Source organism: Streptomyces sp. Go-475, assembly GCF_003330845.1.
GTDB lineage: Bacteria > Actinomycetota > Actinomycetes > Streptomycetales > Streptomycetaceae > Streptomyces.
Window position 1 is genome coordinate 2,904,643 of sequence record NZ_CP026121.1, and the last position, 16,222, is coordinate 2,920,864.

Annotated in this window: 13 protein-coding genes; 7 read left to right on the forward strand and 6 right to left on the reverse strand. The window is 74.4% G+C overall.

Translation table 11 applies throughout. The annotated features are described in order from the left end of the window. The first annotated feature begins 55 nt into the window (after window positions 1-55). Window positions 56-2,635: an aminopeptidase N gene (gene pepN / locus C1703_RS13265; RefSeq protein ID WP_114252577.1), complete on the forward strand. Its 2,580-nt coding sequence runs from the start codon at window positions 56-58 to the stop codon at window positions 2,633-2,635. An 89-nt stretch (window positions 2,636-2,724) separates the two neighbouring features. Here the strand turns inward: pepN and C1703_RS13270 are convergent, their stop codons facing one another. Beyond that, on the reverse strand, window positions 2,725-3,663 hold the full coding sequence (locus tag C1703_RS13270) for an EamA family transporter (protein ID WP_114252579.1): 939 nt from the start codon (window positions 3,661-3,663) through the stop codon (window positions 2,725-2,727). A gap of 105 nt (window positions 3,664-3,768) precedes the next feature. Between C1703_RS13270 and C1703_RS13275 the strand changes: the two genes are divergently transcribed. Continuing rightward, window positions 3,769-4,278 (forward strand): MarR family transcriptional regulator, encoded by a 510-nt coding sequence (locus C1703_RS13275; protein WP_114252581.1) that lies wholly within the window; start codon window positions 3,769-3,771, stop codon window positions 4,276-4,278. 120 nt (window positions 4,279-4,398) lie between these two features. Here C1703_RS13275 and C1703_RS13280 read toward each other — a convergent pair whose 3' ends face one another. Further along, entirely contained in the window at window positions 4,399-5,841 is a 1,443-nt protein-coding gene (locus C1703_RS13280) for an FAD-dependent monooxygenase (protein ID WP_114252584.1), read from the reverse strand. 228 nt (window positions 5,842-6,069) lie between these two features. On the opposite strand from C1703_RS13280, the gene C1703_RS13285 reads away from it, so the two are divergent. Further along, window positions 6,070-6,687 (forward strand): TetR family transcriptional regulator, encoded by a 618-nt coding sequence (locus C1703_RS13285; protein WP_114252586.1) that lies wholly within the window; start codon window positions 6,070-6,072, stop codon window positions 6,685-6,687. A gap of 166 nt (window positions 6,688-6,853) precedes the next feature. Here the strand turns inward: C1703_RS13285 and C1703_RS13290 are convergent, their stop codons facing one another. The 3 genes from C1703_RS13290 to C1703_RS13300 form a co-directional block, all read right to left on the reverse strand. After that, window positions 6,854-7,141 carry a hypothetical protein gene (locus C1703_RS13290; RefSeq protein WP_114252588.1) on the reverse strand — a complete coding sequence of 96 codons (288 nt, stop codon included), beginning with the start codon at window positions 7,139-7,141 and terminating at the stop codon, window positions 6,854-6,856. A gap of 62 nt (window positions 7,142-7,203) precedes the next feature. Beyond that, entirely contained in the window at window positions 7,204-9,288 is a 2,085-nt protein-coding gene (gene malQ / locus C1703_RS13295; RefSeq protein WP_114252590.1) for a 4-alpha-glucanotransferase, read from the reverse strand. After that, window positions 9,289-9,561: a hypothetical protein gene (locus C1703_RS13300; RefSeq protein ID WP_114252592.1), complete on the reverse strand. Its 273-nt coding sequence runs from the start codon at window positions 9,559-9,561 to the stop codon at window positions 9,289-9,291. It abuts the gene before it with no gap. A 225-nt stretch (window positions 9,562-9,786) separates the two neighbouring features. Here C1703_RS13300 and C1703_RS13305 point away from each other — a divergent pair, with 225 nt between their 5' ends. The 4 genes from C1703_RS13305 (at window position 9,787) to C1703_RS13320 (ending at window position 15,460) form a co-directional block, all read left to right on the forward strand. After that, the gene (locus C1703_RS13305) at window positions 9,787-12,798 is read left to right on the forward strand and encodes a beta-N-acetylglucosaminidase domain-containing protein (protein WP_114252594.1); all 3,012 of its coding nucleotides are present in this window, start codon (window positions 9,787-9,789) and stop codon (window positions 12,796-12,798) included. A gap of 87 nt (window positions 12,799-12,885) precedes the next feature. Continuing rightward, a complete protein-coding gene (locus C1703_RS13310) occupies window positions 12,886-13,419 on the forward strand; it encodes a PadR family transcriptional regulator (protein WP_114257406.1) in 534 nt (177 codons plus the stop codon). After that, entirely contained in the window at window positions 13,416-14,102 is a 687-nt protein-coding gene (locus C1703_RS13315) for an ABC transporter ATP-binding protein (RefSeq protein WP_114252596.1), read from the forward strand. The genes C1703_RS13310 and C1703_RS13315 overlap by 4 nt, the downstream gene beginning before the upstream one ends. Continuing rightward, the gene (locus C1703_RS13320) at window positions 14,099-15,460 is read left to right on the forward strand and encodes an FtsX-like permease family protein (protein ID WP_114252598.1); all 1,362 of its coding nucleotides are present in this window, start codon (window positions 14,099-14,101) and stop codon (window positions 15,458-15,460) included. Before C1703_RS13315 ends, C1703_RS13320 begins: the two co-directional genes overlap by 4 nt. Window positions 15,461-15,592: 132 nt before the next feature. On the opposite strand, the gene C1703_RS13325 is transcribed toward C1703_RS13320, so the two are convergent. Further along, window positions 15,593-16,129 carry an HNH endonuclease gene (locus C1703_RS13325; protein ID WP_019760491.1) on the reverse strand — a complete coding sequence of 179 codons (537 nt, stop codon included), beginning with the start codon at window positions 16,127-16,129 and terminating at the stop codon, window positions 15,593-15,595. Window positions 16,130-16,222 lie beyond the last annotated feature (93 nt).

A 16,222-nucleotide genomic window follows, 5' to 3' on the forward strand; every position in this document is an offset into this window, starting at 1 on the left:
CGCCCGGCCGCCGTGGAAAGATGGCGCAACCCACCCATAACGAGGAGATGACCGCGTGCCTGGCACAAACCTGACCCGCGAAGAGGCGCAGCAGCGGGCGAAGCTGCTCGCCGTTGACTCGTACGAGATCGAACTCGACCTCTCCGGCGCGCAGGAGGGCGGCACCTACCGGTCCGTGACCACGGTGCGCTTCGACGTCACGGCGGACAACGACGCCGAGTCGTTCATCGACCTGGTCGCGCCGACCGTGCACGAGGTGACGCTGAACGGGGACTCGCTCGACCCCGCCGAGGTCTTCGCGGACTCCCGGATCGCCCTGCCCGGCCTGCTGAAGGGCCGCAACATCCTCCGGGTGGTCGCCGACTGCGCGTACACCAACACCGGTGAGGGCCTGCACCGCTTCGTCGACCCGGTCGACGACCAGGCCTACCTCTACACCCAGTTCGAGGTGCCGGACGCCCGCCGGGTGTTCGCGAGCTTCGAGCAGCCGGACCTGAAGGCGACCTTCCAGTTCACCGTGAAGGCGCCGGAGGGCTGGACCGTCATCTCCAACTCGCCCACCCCCGAGCCCCAGGACAGCGTCTGGGTCTTCGAGCCGACCCCGCGCATCTCCACGTACGTCACGGCGCTCATCGTCGGCCCGTACCACTCGGTGCACAGCGTGTACGAGAAGGACGGCCAGTCCGTCCCGCTCGGCATCTACTGCCGTCCCTCCCTCGCCGAGTACCTCGACTCGGACGCCCTGTTCGAGGTGACCCGGCAGGGCTTCGAGTGGTTCCAGGAGAAGTTCGACTACCCGTACCCGTTCAAGAAGTACGACCAGCTGTTCGTGCCGGAGTTCAACGCGGGCGCGATGGAGAACGCGGGCGCGGTGACCATCCGCGACCAGTACGTGTTCCGCTCGAAGGTGACGGACGCGGCGTACGAGACGCGCGCGGAGACCGTGCTGCACGAGCTGGCCCACATGTGGTTCGGCGACCTCGTGACCATGGAGTGGTGGAACGACCTGTGGCTGAACGAGTCGTTCGCCACGTACACCTCGATCGCCTGCCAGGCCGCCGCGCCCGGCTCGCGCTGGCCGCACTCGTGGACGACGTTCGCCAACTCGATGAAGACCTGGGCGTACCGGCAGGACCAGCTGCCGTCCACGCACCCGATCATGGCGGACATCCGCGACCTGGACGACGTGCTCGTCAACTTCGACGGCATCACGTACGCCAAGGGCGCCTCGGTGCTGAAGCAGCTCGTCGCCTATGTGGGCGAGGACGAGTTCTTCCGGGGCGTGCAGGCCTACTTCAAGGCGCACGCCTACGGCAACACGCGCCTGTCCGACCTGTTGGGCGCGCTGGAGGAGACCTCCGGCCGCGACCTGAAGACCTGGTCGAAGCAGTGGCTGGAGACGGCCGGCATCAACGTGCTGCGCCCGGAGATCGAGACGGACGCGAACGGCGTCGTCACCTCCTTCGCCATCCGCCAGGAGGCCCCGGCCCTGCCCGCCGGCGCGAAGGGCGAGCCCACGCTGCGCCCGCACCGCATCGCCGTCGGCCTGTACGAACTCGACGACGACAGCGGCAAGTTGCTCCGCGACGAGCGCATCGAGCTGGACGTCGACGGGGAGCTGACCGCCGTCCCGCAGCTCGTCGGCAAGCGCCGCCCGGCCGTGGTCCTGCTCAACGACGACGACCTGTCCTACGCGAAGGTCCGCCTGGACGAGCAGTCGCTGGCGTTCGTCACGGAGCACCTCGGCGACTTCGAGTCCTCCCTGCCCCGCGCCCTGTGCTGGGCGTCGGCCTGGGACATGACCCGCGACGCGGAGCTGGCGACCCGTGACTACCTCTCGCTGGTGCTGTCCGGCATCGGCAAGGAGTCCGACATCGGTGTCGTGCAGTCGCTCCAGCGCCAGGTGAAGCTGGCCATCGACCTGTACGCCGACCCGGCCGCCCGCGAGGCGCTGCTGGCCCGCTGGACCGACGCGACGCTGGCCCACCTGCGGGCGGCGGCGCCGGGCAGCGATCACCAGCTGGCGTGGGCGCGGGCGTTCGCGGCGACGGCCCGCACGCCCGAGCAGCTGGACCTGCTGGACGCGCTGCTGGAGGGCTCGCAGACGATCGAGGGCCTGGTCGTCGACACGGAGCTGCGGTGGACGTTCGTGCAGCGGCTCGCCGCGGTCGGCCGGTTCGACGAGACGGAGATCGCGGGCGAGTACGAGCGGGACAAGACGGCCGCCGGTGAGCGCCACGCGGCCACGGCCCGCGCGGCGCGTCCGACGCCGGAGGCCAAGGCGGAGGCGTGGGCGTCGGTCATCGACTCCGACAAGCTGCCGAACGCCGTGCAGGAGGCGGTCATCGGCGGTTTCGTCCAGACCGACCAGCGCGAGCTGCTCGCCCCGTACGCGGACCGCTACTTCGAGGTGGTCAAGGACATCTGGGAGTCCCGCTCCCACGAGATGGCCCAGCAGATCGCGGTCGGCCTCTACCCGACCGTGCAGGTCTCCCAGGAGACCCTGGACAAGACGGACGCCTGGCTGGGCTCCGCCGAGCCGAACGCGGCCCTGCGGCGCCTGGTCTCGGAGTCTCGGGCCGGTGTGGAGCGCGCGCTGCGGGCGCAGCGGGCGGACGCGGCGGCCGGGCAGTAGACCGGCGGCTGTCACGACAGCGGTGGGGCGTCCGGCGGTGCCGGGCGCCCCTTCGCTTTCGCCTTCCGCGGCCGGAGACCGCCGTGGGCCTACCGCCGCAGCGCCCCGTCCGTGGCGTCCCTCGCGTCCGGCCGGGCGTTCCCTTCGGGGAAGCGGAGGGTGCGCGCCCTGCGTGGGGTGACGAACTGCCCCGCCACCGTCGCCCCGAGGGCCAGACCCATGCCCACCAGTTGCACCGGCGTCAGCGCCTGCCCCAGCGCCGCCCAGCCGACCACGGCCGCGGTCAGCGGCGAGAGCGGGCCGAGGAAGGTGACCTGGGTGGCGGTCAGACGGCCGATGCCGCGGAACCACAGCCAGTACGCGACCGCCGTGTTGGCCACGGCGAGGTAGAGGTAGCCGCCGACCGCCCGGCCGTCCAGCGCGGGCGGCGCGCCCTCGACCAGGAGGGCGAGGGGCGCGATCAGCAGGCCACCCGCGGTCAGCTGCCAGCCGGTGAGGGCCAGCGGGCCGACGCCCTCGGGACGCCCCCACCGCTGGGTGAGCACGGTCCCGGCCGACATCGACGCGGTCGCGGCGAGGGCCGCCAGCAGTCCCAGCGCGTCCAGCGCCCCGGCCGCCCGCAGCACGACCAGGCTGACGCCGAACGCGGCCGCGACCCCGGTGAGCAGCGTGCGCGCCGACGGCCGCTGCCCGAGCAGCACCGCCGAGAGGCCGGCCACGAAGAGCGGACCGGCCGAGCTGACGACCGCCGCGAGACCGCCGGGCAGCCGGTACGCGGAGAGGAACAGCAGCGGGAAGAAGGCGCCGATGTTCAGCGCGCCCAGCACCGCCGCCTTCCACCACCAGGCACCGCGCGGCAGCACCCGGGCGAGGGCGAGCAGCAGCAGACCGGCGGGCAGGGCCCGCATCACGGCGGTGAACAGGGGGCGGTCGGCCGGGAGGAACTCGGTGGTGACCGCGTAGGTCGTGCCCCAGGACACGGGGGCGAGGGCGGTGAGGGCGATCAGAGCGGGGCGGGACGCGGCCATGGGAAGCACCCTTCAATTAGGTCAGTGGAAAGTAGCTTAGCGCTAAGCAACTTTCAGTCAAGCTACTTTCTTGCGGGTGACCGAGAGGGCGCCGATACTCGGGCCATGAGCGAACGCCCCGAGCAGCGCAAGGACCCCGTCGACGCGATCATCGAGCAGTGGGCGGAGGTCCGGCCCGACCTGGACACCACCGCCATGGAGGTCTTCGGCCGGGTCAACCGCATCTCGCACGCGATGGCGGACCGGGCGACGAAGGTGTACGCGGCGTTCGGCATCTCCCGCGGGGAGTTCGACGTCCTGGCCACCCTGCGCCGCTCCGGAGAGCCCTACACGCTCTCGCCCCGGCAGCTCTCCGCGACGCTGATGCTCACGACCGGCGGCATGACCGGCCGGCTGGACAAGCTGGAGCGCGCGGGCCTGCTGCGCCGCTCCCCCGACCCGCACGACCGCCGCGGTCTGCACGTCACCCTCACCGACAAGGGCCTGGCCCTGGTCGACGAGGCGGTCGGCGCGGGCCTCGCGGCGCAGACCGAGGCCCTGTCGGCCCTGGACGCCGAACAGGCCGGCCAACTGGCCGGCCTGCTGCGCGAGTTGCTCCGGTCCGCGGAGGGGTAGCAGCGCCCGCCGCAGGAGCGGCGCCCACGGTCGTGGAGCCGCACGCGGCCGGGGAGCCGCACCCGGCCCTGGAGCCGCACCCGGCCGGGGAGCCGCACCCGGCCCGGGAGCCGCGCCGTCTCACCCCACGTGCGTGGCGAGGGCCGTCTCGACCGTCCGCTCGTCCGCCGACTCCGCCGCCCACGCCACATACCCGTCCGGCCGCACCAGCACCGTCGTACGACGGTCGCTCGCCCAGCGTTCGACGGCCAGCCGGTCCTTGCGCTCGGCCCGCGTCTCGAACTCCTCCGGGGTGATCAGCACGAACCGGCCCCCGCGCTGGGCCTCGTGCAGACGCGTACCCCCGGCCAGGGCGAAGTCCGGCGCCCGCCGGCCGGTGAAGCGGTGGGCGCCCCGGGGCGCGGGATAGCGGTAGCCGATGCCGGTGACCTGGCCGAGCGCCTTGCGCCGCACCGGGCCCACGGTGTCGACCAGGGAGGCGGCGGCGGTGCGCAGGGCGATCGTCCAGGGCCGCTTGGCCATGGCGGCGCGCACGATGCCGCCACTGCTCAGCAGCACCGCGCGGCCGACCGGGTGGCGCTCGGCCTGGTAGGTGTCGAGGAGGGCGTCGTCCGCGTGCCCCTTGAGGACGGCGGCCAGCTTCCAGCTCAGGTTGGCGGCGTCCTGGAGGCCGGTGTTCATGCCCTGGGCGCCGGCCGGGGTGTGGACGTGCGCGGCGTCCCCGGCGAGGAAGACCCGGCCCGCGCGGTAGGCCGGGGCCTGGCGCTCGTCGCTGTGGAAGCGGGACATCCAGCGGGGGTCGTGCATACCGAAGTCCCGGCCGAGGGCGCGCCGGGTGGTCGCCTTGATCTCGTCGAGGCCGACGGGCGCGTCGTCGGGGAGCTCACGGCCCCGGTCCCAGCAGATGACGCGGTGGTAGCCGTCGCCGAAGGGGACGAGGAAGGCGAAGGCGTCGCCGACGGCGTTGAAGGTGAGGAGTTCGCCGGGCTGCTCGGTGACCCGTACGTCCGCGAGCATGAGGGAGCGGATCACCGAGCGGCCGGGGAAGGGCAGCCCGACCGCGTTCCGCACGGTGCTGCGCATCCCGTCGGCCCCGACGACGTACGCCGCCCGCAGCGGCTCCGTACCGCCCCCGGGCCCCCGGACCTCGACCGTCACGCCCTCGGCGTCCTGCGTCAGTCCGGTCACCTCGGTCTCGTGGCGGAACCGCGCCCCGGCCTCGGCCGCCCGCCGCTCCAGCACCTCCTCCACCTCGTACTGCGGGAGGACCAGGATGTGGTTGAACCGCGAGGGCAGCGCGGTCAGGTCGAGGGAGAGGCGGCCGTAGAGGCGGAACCGGGCGAGCCGCCGGCCCACCCGCTCCACTTCGTCGGCCATCCCCCGGGCGTCGAACTGCTCCAGGGTGCGGGCGTGCAGGACGAAGGCGCGGGAGAGGTTGCTGATCCGGTGCGGGCGCTTCTCGACGACGGTGACGGGGACTCCGGCGGTCGCGAGGTCACCGGCGAGGAGCAGACCGGTGGGGCCGGAGCCGACGACGATCACGGAGCGGGTGGTGCCGTTCATCAGGGCCTCCCTGGGCCAACGTACGTTGGTCAACACGCGTGGGCCAACAGCTGGTTGCCAACGGCGCGGGTGCCGACGGTCGGTTTGACAACGGTGGGTTGCCGACAGCCGGCTTACCAACAGCCGGTTGCCAACGACTGTTTGCCAACGCTCGTTGACCAACGTACGGCGCCCACCGGGCAGCGTCAACGGTTGTTGGCCCACGAGTGTTGTCCTACGCTCGCCGACATGCCCGACAGCACGTCAGTCAGCAGCAGCCCCCCGGCCCCTGCCCCCGCCTCCGCCCCCGCCCCCGCCCGGCGTTCCGACGTCACCCGCGCCGCCATCCTCGACGCCGCCCGCGAGCGTTTCGCGGCCGACGGGTACGAGCGGGCCACCATCCGCGCCATCGCCCGCGACGCGAAGATCGACCCGTCGATGGTGATGCGCTACTACGGCAGCAAGGAGGGCCTGTTCGCGGCGGCCGTCGCCGTGGACATCAGGCTGCCCGACCTGAGCACGCTGCCCCGGCAGGAGGTCGGCCGCGTCCTCGTGGCGCACTTCCTCGACCAGTGGGAGGGGAACGAGGTGCTCACCGCCCTGCTCCGGGTCGGCGCCGGCAGCCAGGCCGGGGCCGAGCGCATGCAGGGCGTCTTCCGCGACCAGGTGATGCCGGTCGCCCGCCGGGTGTGTCCCGATCCCGAGCAGACCGCGACGCGCGCCGCGCTCACCGCCGCGCAACTGCTGGGGCTGGCCCTGACCCGGTACGTCCTGCGGTTCCCGCCTGCCGTGGCGCTGACCCGCGAGGAGATCGTGGCGTGGCTGGCGCCCACCGTGCAGCGCTATCTGACGGCCCCGCACCCTTAGGAGCGACGGCGCGAAGGCGCGAATGGCGAAGGGATGGAAGCAGGACGGGGCGAAAAAGACGAAGGCGCCGCCCGCGGCACACGTACGGCGAAAATCACGCGTACGTACGCTGCGGGCGACGCCCTCGGAAAGCCCTGCGGCGGTCCGGGCGACGCGAAGCCCCGCGTCAGGCCTTCGCGTCGGCCTTGTCGCCGGACTTGGTGCTGATGTTGGAGCTGGTCGGGTCCTTCTTCTTGTGCGACTTGTCGCCGATCATCACCAGTCCGGCGATGACCAGGTACAGCACGATCGGGGCCACGACGAACAGGCCCAGCGTCTCGATGACGCTCAGGCCCGGGCCGGGGTCGTCACCGTCGTCGCGGGTGAGCGCACTCGCGGGGGCCGACATGAGCAGCATCATCAGCGTCGTACCGGCTGCCAGGGCGCCGGCGCGCAGGGCGTTCTTCTTGTCCACGGTGTCAAAGTATCCAACGCCGACCGGGGACGCGCGTCCGGGGTGCCGTAAGGAGCCCGGCGTCAGGTGCCGGCGTCTCTGAGCACCTCCATCAGGGCGTGCAGCCGCGGCGAGGCGGCGAGGTCCTCCAGTGTCACGGGGCGCCCCTGCGCGTCGGCGATCGGCAGGCGCCAGTTCGGGTACTGGTCCCAGGTCCCCGGGAGGTTCTGCGGGCGGCGGTCGCCGACGCCGTCCGGGAGCCAGACGCCGACCATGCGGGCCGGGGTGCGCAGCAGGAAGCGGTGGACGGCCTGGATCTCGGCCTCCTCCGAGGAGGTGTCGGTGCCGCCGCCGGTGCCGTGCAGCAGGCCGAGTTCGGAGAGCAGCGACAGCCACTCGGCCGTGTCGGCGGCGGCCTCGGCGCGTTCCGTCTCCAGCGGGCGGGTCAGCAGGCCGAGGCTGTCGCGGAGCTCGACGTGCTCGCCGGTGAGGCGGGCGGCGGTGGAGGGCAGGTCGTGGGTGGTGGCGGTGGCGAGGCAGTCGGCGCGCCAGCTCTCGGGGGGCAGGGGGCGGCCGTCGCCCTCCCAGTCGCGTTCGAACCACAGGACGGACGTGCCGAGCACGCCGCGCTCGCGCAGGGCCTCGCGGACGCCGGGTTCGACGGTGCCGAGGTCCTCGCCGATGACCAGGGCCCCGGCCCGGGAGGCCTCCAGGACGAGGACGGCGAGCATGGCCTCGGCGTCGTAGCGGACGTAGGTGCCCTCGGTGGGCGGGTGGCCCTGGGGGACCCACCAGAGGCGGAACAGGCCCATGACGTGGTCGATGCGCAGGGCTCCGGCGTAGCGGAACAGGGCGCGCAGCAGCTCGCGGAAGGGGGCGTAGCCGGACTCGGCGAGGCGGTCGGGGCGCCAGGGGGGCAGGCCCCAGTCCTGGCCGCGGGCGTTGAAGGCGTCCGGTGGGGCGCCGACGGACATGCCGGCGGCGAAGTACTCCTGCTGCGCCCAGGCGTCGGCGCCGCCGGGGTGGACGCCGACGGCGAGGTCGTGCACGATCCCGACCGGCATCCCGGCCTCGCGGCCGGCGCGCTGCGCGGCGGTCAGCTGGGTGTCGGTGAGCCAGGCGAGCCGGGACCAGAAGTCGACCCGGTCCATGAGGCCGTTGCGGGCGCGGGTGGTGTCCGTGGAGCGGGGGTCGCGCAGGCCGGTCGGCCAGCGGTGCCAGTCGGAGCCGTGCACCTCGGCGAGCGCGCACCAGGTGGCGTGGTCCTCCAGGGCCTGGCCCTGCTCGGCGAGGAAGTCGCAGTAGGCGGCGCGCCGGCCGGGGCCGAGGGGGACGGCGTGGAGCAGTTCCAGCGCCTCCCGCTTGAGTTCCCACACGGCGTCCCGGTCGATGAGGGCGCCCTTCTCCAGTACGGCGGCGCGCAGCCGGCCGGATCTCTCCAGCAGCGCGCGCAGCCGCTCGGGGTCCTCGGCGTACGCGGTCTCGGGGACGTCCTCGATCCGCAGGTGGACGGGGTCGGGGAAGCGTCGTGAGGAGGGGCGGTAGGGGGAGGGGTCGGTGGGGGCGCCGGGGACGGCCGCGTGCAGCGGGTTGACCTGGACGAATCCGGCGCCGAGGGACCGGCCGGCCCAGCCGGCCAGTTCGGCGAGGTCGCCGAGGTCGCCCATGCCCCAGGAGCGGCGGGACAGCAGGGAGTAGAGCTGGACGAGGAGTCCGTAGGAGCGTCCGGTGGGGGTGGGCAGGCGGGGCGGGGCGACGATCAGGTGGGCGTCCGCGGTGCGGCCGTCGGGGGCGGTGGCGGTCAGCCGGTGGACGCCGGGCGGGAGTTGTTCCGCCGAGGCGCGCGTCTCGCCCTGCTCGGTGTCGATGCGGAGCCGGCTGCCCTCGGGGAGCGCGGCGAGGGCGGCCGGGGGGCTGCCGCCCCAGCCGACGACGGTCGGCGGCAGCAGCCGCGCTGCCTGTTCCCGCTCGCGGGCGGCGAGCGCGGCGCGGACGGCGCCGGGCGTGCTCGCGTCCACGCCGAGGGCGGCCAGGGTCAGGGTGACCGCGGTGGCCGAGGCCGCGACCGTGCGGTCCGGGGACGGGCTGTAGGACGTGGCCACGCCGTGCAGGGCGGCGAGGCGGGACAGGTCCTCGGAGGGTGCGTCGGCCGGCCGGGGTGCGGTCATCTAGGGCCTCGTGAAGTCCGGGACGAAGGCCGGGGGCTCGCTGGTGAGGGGGGCGGCTTCGGCGAGCGGCGGCTCGCTGGTGAGGGGCTCGGCGTCGGGCAGCGGGGGCTCGCTGGTCAGCGGGGGCTCGGTGCAGGTGCTCTCGGAGCTGAAGACGCAGTAGTGGGGGTCGTCGTAGGAGGATTCGTCGTAGTGGGGGTCGTCGAGGTCGGCGGACGGGTCCGCCACGGGTTTGGACGGGGCCGGGAGCGGAAGGAAAGTCATCGCAGCCACGGGGGCCTCCTTGTCGGGTACGGCATTCGACGGGTTATCGCAGCCCTACCCAGTCGACGCGAAGGCAGACGCCCTGGGCCGAACATCGTGCTTCTGCTCACATTTCACTCCCCTCCACTCTGACCATATTCCGTCAAATCCGGTCAGAGCGGCCACTCTCGTTGACACTCTCACCGGCCGGGTGGTGGGCTCGTTCTCCCGGTCGAACACCTGTGGAGGGGGCCTGTGGGACTGCGGCGTGGGAAGCGGGCGGCTGCCCTGGCGGTCGCCGTCGTCGCCGGCAGCCTCGGTGCCCCGCCCGTGGCGGTGGCGGCCCCGCCGGCTCCCGGTACGGCCTCCGCGCCGACCGCGCCGACGCCCGACACGGCCGGGGCGGCGGGCCTGGCGGTGTGGCCGCGCCCGCAGTCCCTGCGGGCGAACGGCGCCCCGGTGGCGGTGCCGGACGAGGTCGCCCTGGTCGCCGACGCGCGGGCGGACCGTCCGGCCGTCGAGGCCCTGCGCGAGCTGCTGCGGCAGGCCGGGGCCCGCCGGATCACGGACTCCGCCGCACCCGGGGCCCTGCTCGTCCGCGCGCGGACGGAACCCGTGCGCCCCGGCGACCGCCACGCGCTCCCCTCCGGCGGGTACGAGCTGTCCGTGGGCCCGGGCGGCGTCAGCCTCACCGGCACCGGCCAGGACGGCCTGTTCCACGCCGTGCAGACGCTGCGCCAGCTGTTGCGCCCCGACGGCACGATCACGGCGGCCGTCGTACGCGACTGGCCCGGCACCGCCGTACGCGGCATCACGGAGGGCTTCTACGGCACCGCGTGGACGCACCGGCAGCGGCTGGCGCAGCTCGACTTCATGAGCCGCACCAAGCAGAACCGGTACCTGTACGCCCCCGGCGACGACCTCTACCGGCAGGCCCGCTGGCGCGAGCCGTACCCGGCGGAGCAGCGGGCCGGGTTCCGGGAGCTGGCCGAGCGGGCGCGCCGCAACCACGTGACGCTCGGCTGGGCGGTGGCCCCGGGGCAGGCGATGTGCTTCGCGTCGGACGCCGACGTGCGGGCGCTGACGCGGAAGCTGGACGCGATGTGGGCGCTGGGGTTCCGGGCCTTCCAGCTGCAGTTCCAGGACGTCAGCTACAGCGAGTGGCACTGCGAGGCGGACGCCGAGCGGTTCGGCTCCGGTCCCGGGGCGGCCGCGCGGGCGCAGGCCCGGGTGGCGAACGCGGTGGCCCGGCACCTGGCGGACCGGTATCCCGGGGCGGCCGGGCTGTCCCTGATGCCGACCGAGTACTACGAGGACGGCACGACCGACTACCGGCGGGCGCTGGCGGGCGCCCTGGCCGAGGGGGTCGAGGTGGCGTGGACGGGCGTCGGGGTGGTGCCGCGCACCATCACGGGACGTGAACTGGCCGCCGCGCGGGAGGCGTTCCGGCACCCGCTGGTCACGATGGACAACTACCCGGTCAACGACTACGACCCGGGCCGCGTCTTCCTCGGCCCGTACCGGGGCCGGGAGCCGGCCGTGGCGACCGGTTCGGCCGCCCTGCTCGCCAACGCGATGCAGCAGCCGGAGGCGTCCCGCATCCCGCTGTTCACCGCCGCGGACTTCGCCTGGAACCCGCGCGGCTACCGGCCGGGCGAGTCCTGGCGGGCCGCGATCGCCGACCTCGCGGGCGGGGACCGGCGCCGCGAACAGGCCCTGGCCGCGCTCGCCGGCAACGACGCGTCGTCGGTGCTGGACGAGGAGGAGTCGGCGTATCTGCGCCCGCTGACCGAGGCGTACTGGCGGGCCCGTACGGCGGGCGGCACCGGCGGGGACGACACCGCCGCGCGCCGGCTGCGCGAGGCCTTCACGGTGCTGCGCGAGCTGCCCCGGCGGCTGTCGGGCACGGCCCTGGCCAGGGAGGTCGGCCCCTGGGCGGAGCAGCTGGCGCGGTACGGCGAGGCGGGCACGACCGCGCTCGACATGCTGGACGCGCAGCGCGCCGGGGACGCGGCGGCGGCCTGGACGGCGTACCGCGGGCTCGGCGGTCTGCGGGCCCGGCTGGAGTCGGCCCGGGTCGAGGTCGGCGGGGACGTGCTCGACCCGTTCCTGCAGCGGGCGCAGAAGTCGTACGCCGCCTGGGCGGGCATCGACCACGAGCCGCCCCGCGACCCCGGCGACGGCCGCACGCTGCGTTTCCCGCACCCCCGTTCCCTGACCGCCGTGACGATCCTGACCGATCCCGGCACGGAGGGCACCGCCGAGGTCCACGTCCCCGGCCAGGGCTGGCAGCCCCTCGGCCACCTGTCCCCCTCCGGCGCCAGCGAACTGCGCCCGCGCACCGCGCCCGGACGGGACCCCGACCGGGAGACGACGGAACCGGGCGCGGGCGGGAAGCCCGGCCGATCGACGACGGAACCGGGCGCGGGCGGGAAGCCCGGGCCGGAGCAGGAGCGGCGGGGCGCCGGTGGGGCCGGTGCGGGCCGGGTCGTGGTGGACGCCGTGCGGGTCGTCGGGGCCGCCCCGTCCCGTGTGCGGCATCTCGTTCCGTGGTTCGCGGACTCCCCGGCCGCGTCCCTGGAGCTGACGCGCGACCGCGTGGACGCCGAGACCGGCCGGGTCCGGCGGCTGACGGCCGGGCTCGGCTCGCTGCGTCCGGCCGAGACCCGCGGCCGGCTCACCGTGGAGGCGCCCGAGGGCGTCCGGGTCCGGGTGCCGAGCACCGAGGTGACCGTGCCCCGCGGCACGACCGTGGAGGTCCCGGTCGAGGTGACCGTGCCGCGCGGCGCGCCGATGCGGTCGTACGACGTCCGGCTGCGCTTCGCGGACGCGACCCGCACGCTCACCGTCCGCGCCTTCCCGCCCACCGGCGGCCCCGACCTGGCCCGCACCGGCACCGCCCGCTCCTCGGGCGACGAGACGCCCGACTTCCCGGCGTCGGCGGCGAACGACGGCGACCCGGACACGCGCTGGTCCTCCCCGGTCGACGACGGCGCCTGGTGGCAGGTCGAGCTGCCCCGCCCGGCACGCCTCGGACGGGTGGTGCTGCGCTGGCAGGACGCGTACCCCTCCGCGTACCGGGTCCAGGTCTCGCCGGACGGCCGCCGCTGGCGCACGGCCGCCGCGGTACGGGACGGCCGGGGCGGTCGTGAGAGCGTCCGCATGGACGAGCGCGACGTGCGCTTCGTACGGGTGCAGGGCGAGAAGCGGGCCACGCCGTACGGGTACTCGCTGTGGTCGGCGGAGGCGTACGCCGTCACGGAGTGATTCCCCGGCCGCCGGATCGGCCATCTCCGCATACATTTCGCCGCTCGCTATGTACTCAGTACATATACTGAGTACATAATGCTCGGCATGAGCACCCGCCACATCCTGCTGGGCCTGCTCGCCACGGGTCCGAGCCACGGCTACGACCTCAAGCGACGCCACGACGAACGCTTCCCGCAGGCCCGCCCGCTGGCCTACGGGCAGGTCTACACGACCCTCCAACGCCTCGTCCGGGACGGCCTCGCCGAGATCGAGGGCACCGACTCGGACGGCGGCCCGGAGCGGACGATGTACCGCGCGACGGACCAGGGGACGAGCGAGCTGTCCCGCTGGGCCGCCGAGATCGCCCCGCCCGCGCCCTTCGTGACGAACGAGATCTTCGCCAAGGTCGTCGTCGCGATCCTCACGGGCGGCGACCCGGCCGCGTACCTGAGCGCCCAGCGCGCCGCCCACATGGCGCGAATGCGGGAGCTCACGGCGGTCAAGGCCGCCAGGAGCGCCGACCTGGCGACCGTGCTCTCGGCGGACTACGCCCTCAACCACCTCGACGCCGACCTCCGCTGGATGAACACCACAGCGGCCCGGCTCACCACCCTGACCGCGGAGGTCGACGCAGCATGACCAGACCTGTGCCTGTTCTCACGGCCAGTGGCCTCATGAAGGCGCACGGCAGGACGACCGCCCTGCGCGGCGCGTCGATCGAACTGGGCGCCGGCGAGATCCTCGCCGTGACCGGCCCGAGCGGCAGCGGGAAGTCGACGCTGCTGCACTGCCTGGCCGGGATCGTGCGCCCGGACGAGGGCTCGGTGACCTACGACGGCCGGCGCCTGGAGGACCTGCCCGAGAAGCGGCTGAGCGAGCTGCGCCGCACCGAGTTCGGCGTGGTGTTCCAGTTCGGGCAGCTCATCCCCGAGCTGACGGCCCTGGACAACGTCGCCCTGCCGCTGCTGCTGGCCGGCACCGACCGGGCCGGAGCCCGGGAGCGGGCCGGCGAGTGGCTGGAGCGGTTCGGGGTGCGCGGCCAGCAGGACCTGCGGCCGGGCGAGATGAGCGGCGGCCAGGCCCAGCGGGCCGCGCTGGCCCGGGCCCTGGTCACCGGCCCGCGGGTCGTCTTCGCCGACGAGCCGACGGGCGCGCTGGACTCCCTGGCGAGCGAGCAGGTCATGACGGCCCTGGTGCGCACGGCCCGCGAGACGGGCGCGGCGGTCCTGCTGATCACCCACGACGCGCAGGTGGCGGCGTACGCGGACCGCGAGGTGCGGCTCAGCGACGGGACCGTGGCCGGGCTGGAGGTGACCGCGTGAGTTCCGACCTCCGTCTCGCCCTGGAGCTGATCCGCGGCTCCGACCGCCGGGAGTGGTGGCGGATCGCGCTCACCGTGACCGGCGCGGCGCTCGCGACCGGCTTCGCGCTCGGGGCCGTCGTACTGGCCTCCCTGCGGGGCGGTCACCAGGTGCCCGTGGGCCACGGCCTGCTGGACGAGCCCGGCACGCGCTCCGGGGTGATCGTCAGCCTGCTGCTCCTGCTCGTCCCGGTGCTGGGCTTCCTCGGCCAGTGCACCCGCATCGGCGCCGTGCACCGCGACCGGCGGCTGGCCGGGCTGCGGCTGGCCGGGGCGACGCCCTGGCAGGTGCGGCGGATCGCGGCACTGGAGACCGGGCTGGCCTGCCTGCTGGGCTCGGCGGTCGCCACCGTCTGCTCGGTGGTGCTCCTGCTGCGCCTGTGGGCTGAGCCGACCGTCCTCGCCTGGGCGGGCGTCGCGGCGGTCTCCGTCGGGGTGCCGGTGCTGGGCGCGGCGACGGGCGCGCTGGCCCTGCGCCGCGTGGTGGCCTCGCCCCTCGGCTGGGTGCGCCGGGTGCGGCCGCGCAGCGGACGGGGCCCGGGGCTGCTGTTCCTGGGCGCGATGCTGCTGGTGGCGGTCCTGGCGCTCGGCGCCGTGCTCAGCACCTCCACCTCCCCAGGCCGGCCGGGCACGGATCACTGGCGGACGCCGCTGCTGGTGTTCGGCTTGATCATCGCGGTGGGCGCGGGCGCGGTGTGGCTCGCCGGGGCCACGGCGGGGCTCACCGGGCGGCTGCTGGCGCCCCGGGCCCGGTCGGCGGCGACGCTGATCGCGGCGGAACGGCTGCGCGACGACCCGTGGGCGGCGGCCCGTACGCATGCTGCGGTGCTGCTGGTGACCATCGTGGGTGCCGTCTTCACAGGCGTCCGGCAGGTGCTCCTGGAAGTGGTGAACTCGGACAGGCAGCTGAGCGAGAGCACGTCCTACTACACCACCGGCCTCGACCTGACGGCCACCGCCATCGCGGTCGGTCTCCTCATCACCCTGTCCGGTCTCGCCGTCGGCACCGCCGAGTCCCTGGCCACCCGCCGCCGCGGCCTGGCCGCACAGGCCGCCGCCGGGGTGCCGCACGCGGTGCTCGGCCGGGCGCTGCTGCTGGAGACCGCGCTGCCGCTGGCACCGGCGGTGCTGCTCGCGGGCGCCGGGGGCGCGGCACTCGGCACCGGATACGCCAAGCTCGCCGACGGCGGACATTGGCCCACGCCATGGACGGCGCTCCTGGTCCCCGTGGTGGTCTACGCCGCCTGCCTGCTGGCCGCCGCCACCGCGCTGCCCCTGCTGCGCCGCTCGGTGCGCCCCGGGGAGCTGCGGTACGCCTGAGCGCGCCCCGCATGACGGGCCGGCCCGGGGGAACGGGGGTTCCCCGGGCCGGTCGGCCGCCCCGCGCGGCACTGCCGGAGGGCACGCGGCACTTCCGGAGGGCACGCGGGAAGACGAAGGCCCGGATCGTCGTCAGGCGGAAATGCCGTCGATCCGGGCCAAGGCGTCGTCCGCGCCGTACGGCTGCAAGTACGGCAGCCAGCGCGGGTCCCTATGGCCGGTCCCGATGATGCGCCAGGCCAGGCCGGTCGGCGGGGCGGGTTTGTGGCGCAGCCGCCAGCCGATCTCGAAGAGGTGGCGGTCGGCCTTCACGTGGTTGCAGCGGCGGCAGGACGCCACGACGTTGTCCCAGACGTGCTTGCCCCCGCGGCTGCGCGGGATGACGTGGTCGACGCTGGTTGCGACGCCACCGCAGTACATGCACCGGCCCCCGTCGCGGGCGAACAGCGCCCGGCGGGTCAGAGGAACGGGCCCCCGATAGGGAACCCGGACGAATCGCTTGAGCCGGACCACGCTGGGTGCGGGGACTGTGACGGTCGCGCTGTGCAGATAGGCGCCGGACTCCTCGAGGCAGACGGCCTTGTTCTCGAGGACGAGGACGAGCGCGCGGCGGAGCGGTACGACGCCTAGCGGCTCGTACGACGCGTTCAGGACCAGGACATGCGGCACGGATGCCTCCTTGGACGCCGGCGGCGCGTGGCTCGCGCCGGGACGATTCGTAGTCAGTCTCCCCTCATGCCTGGTGGAAGCGCCACCATGTCC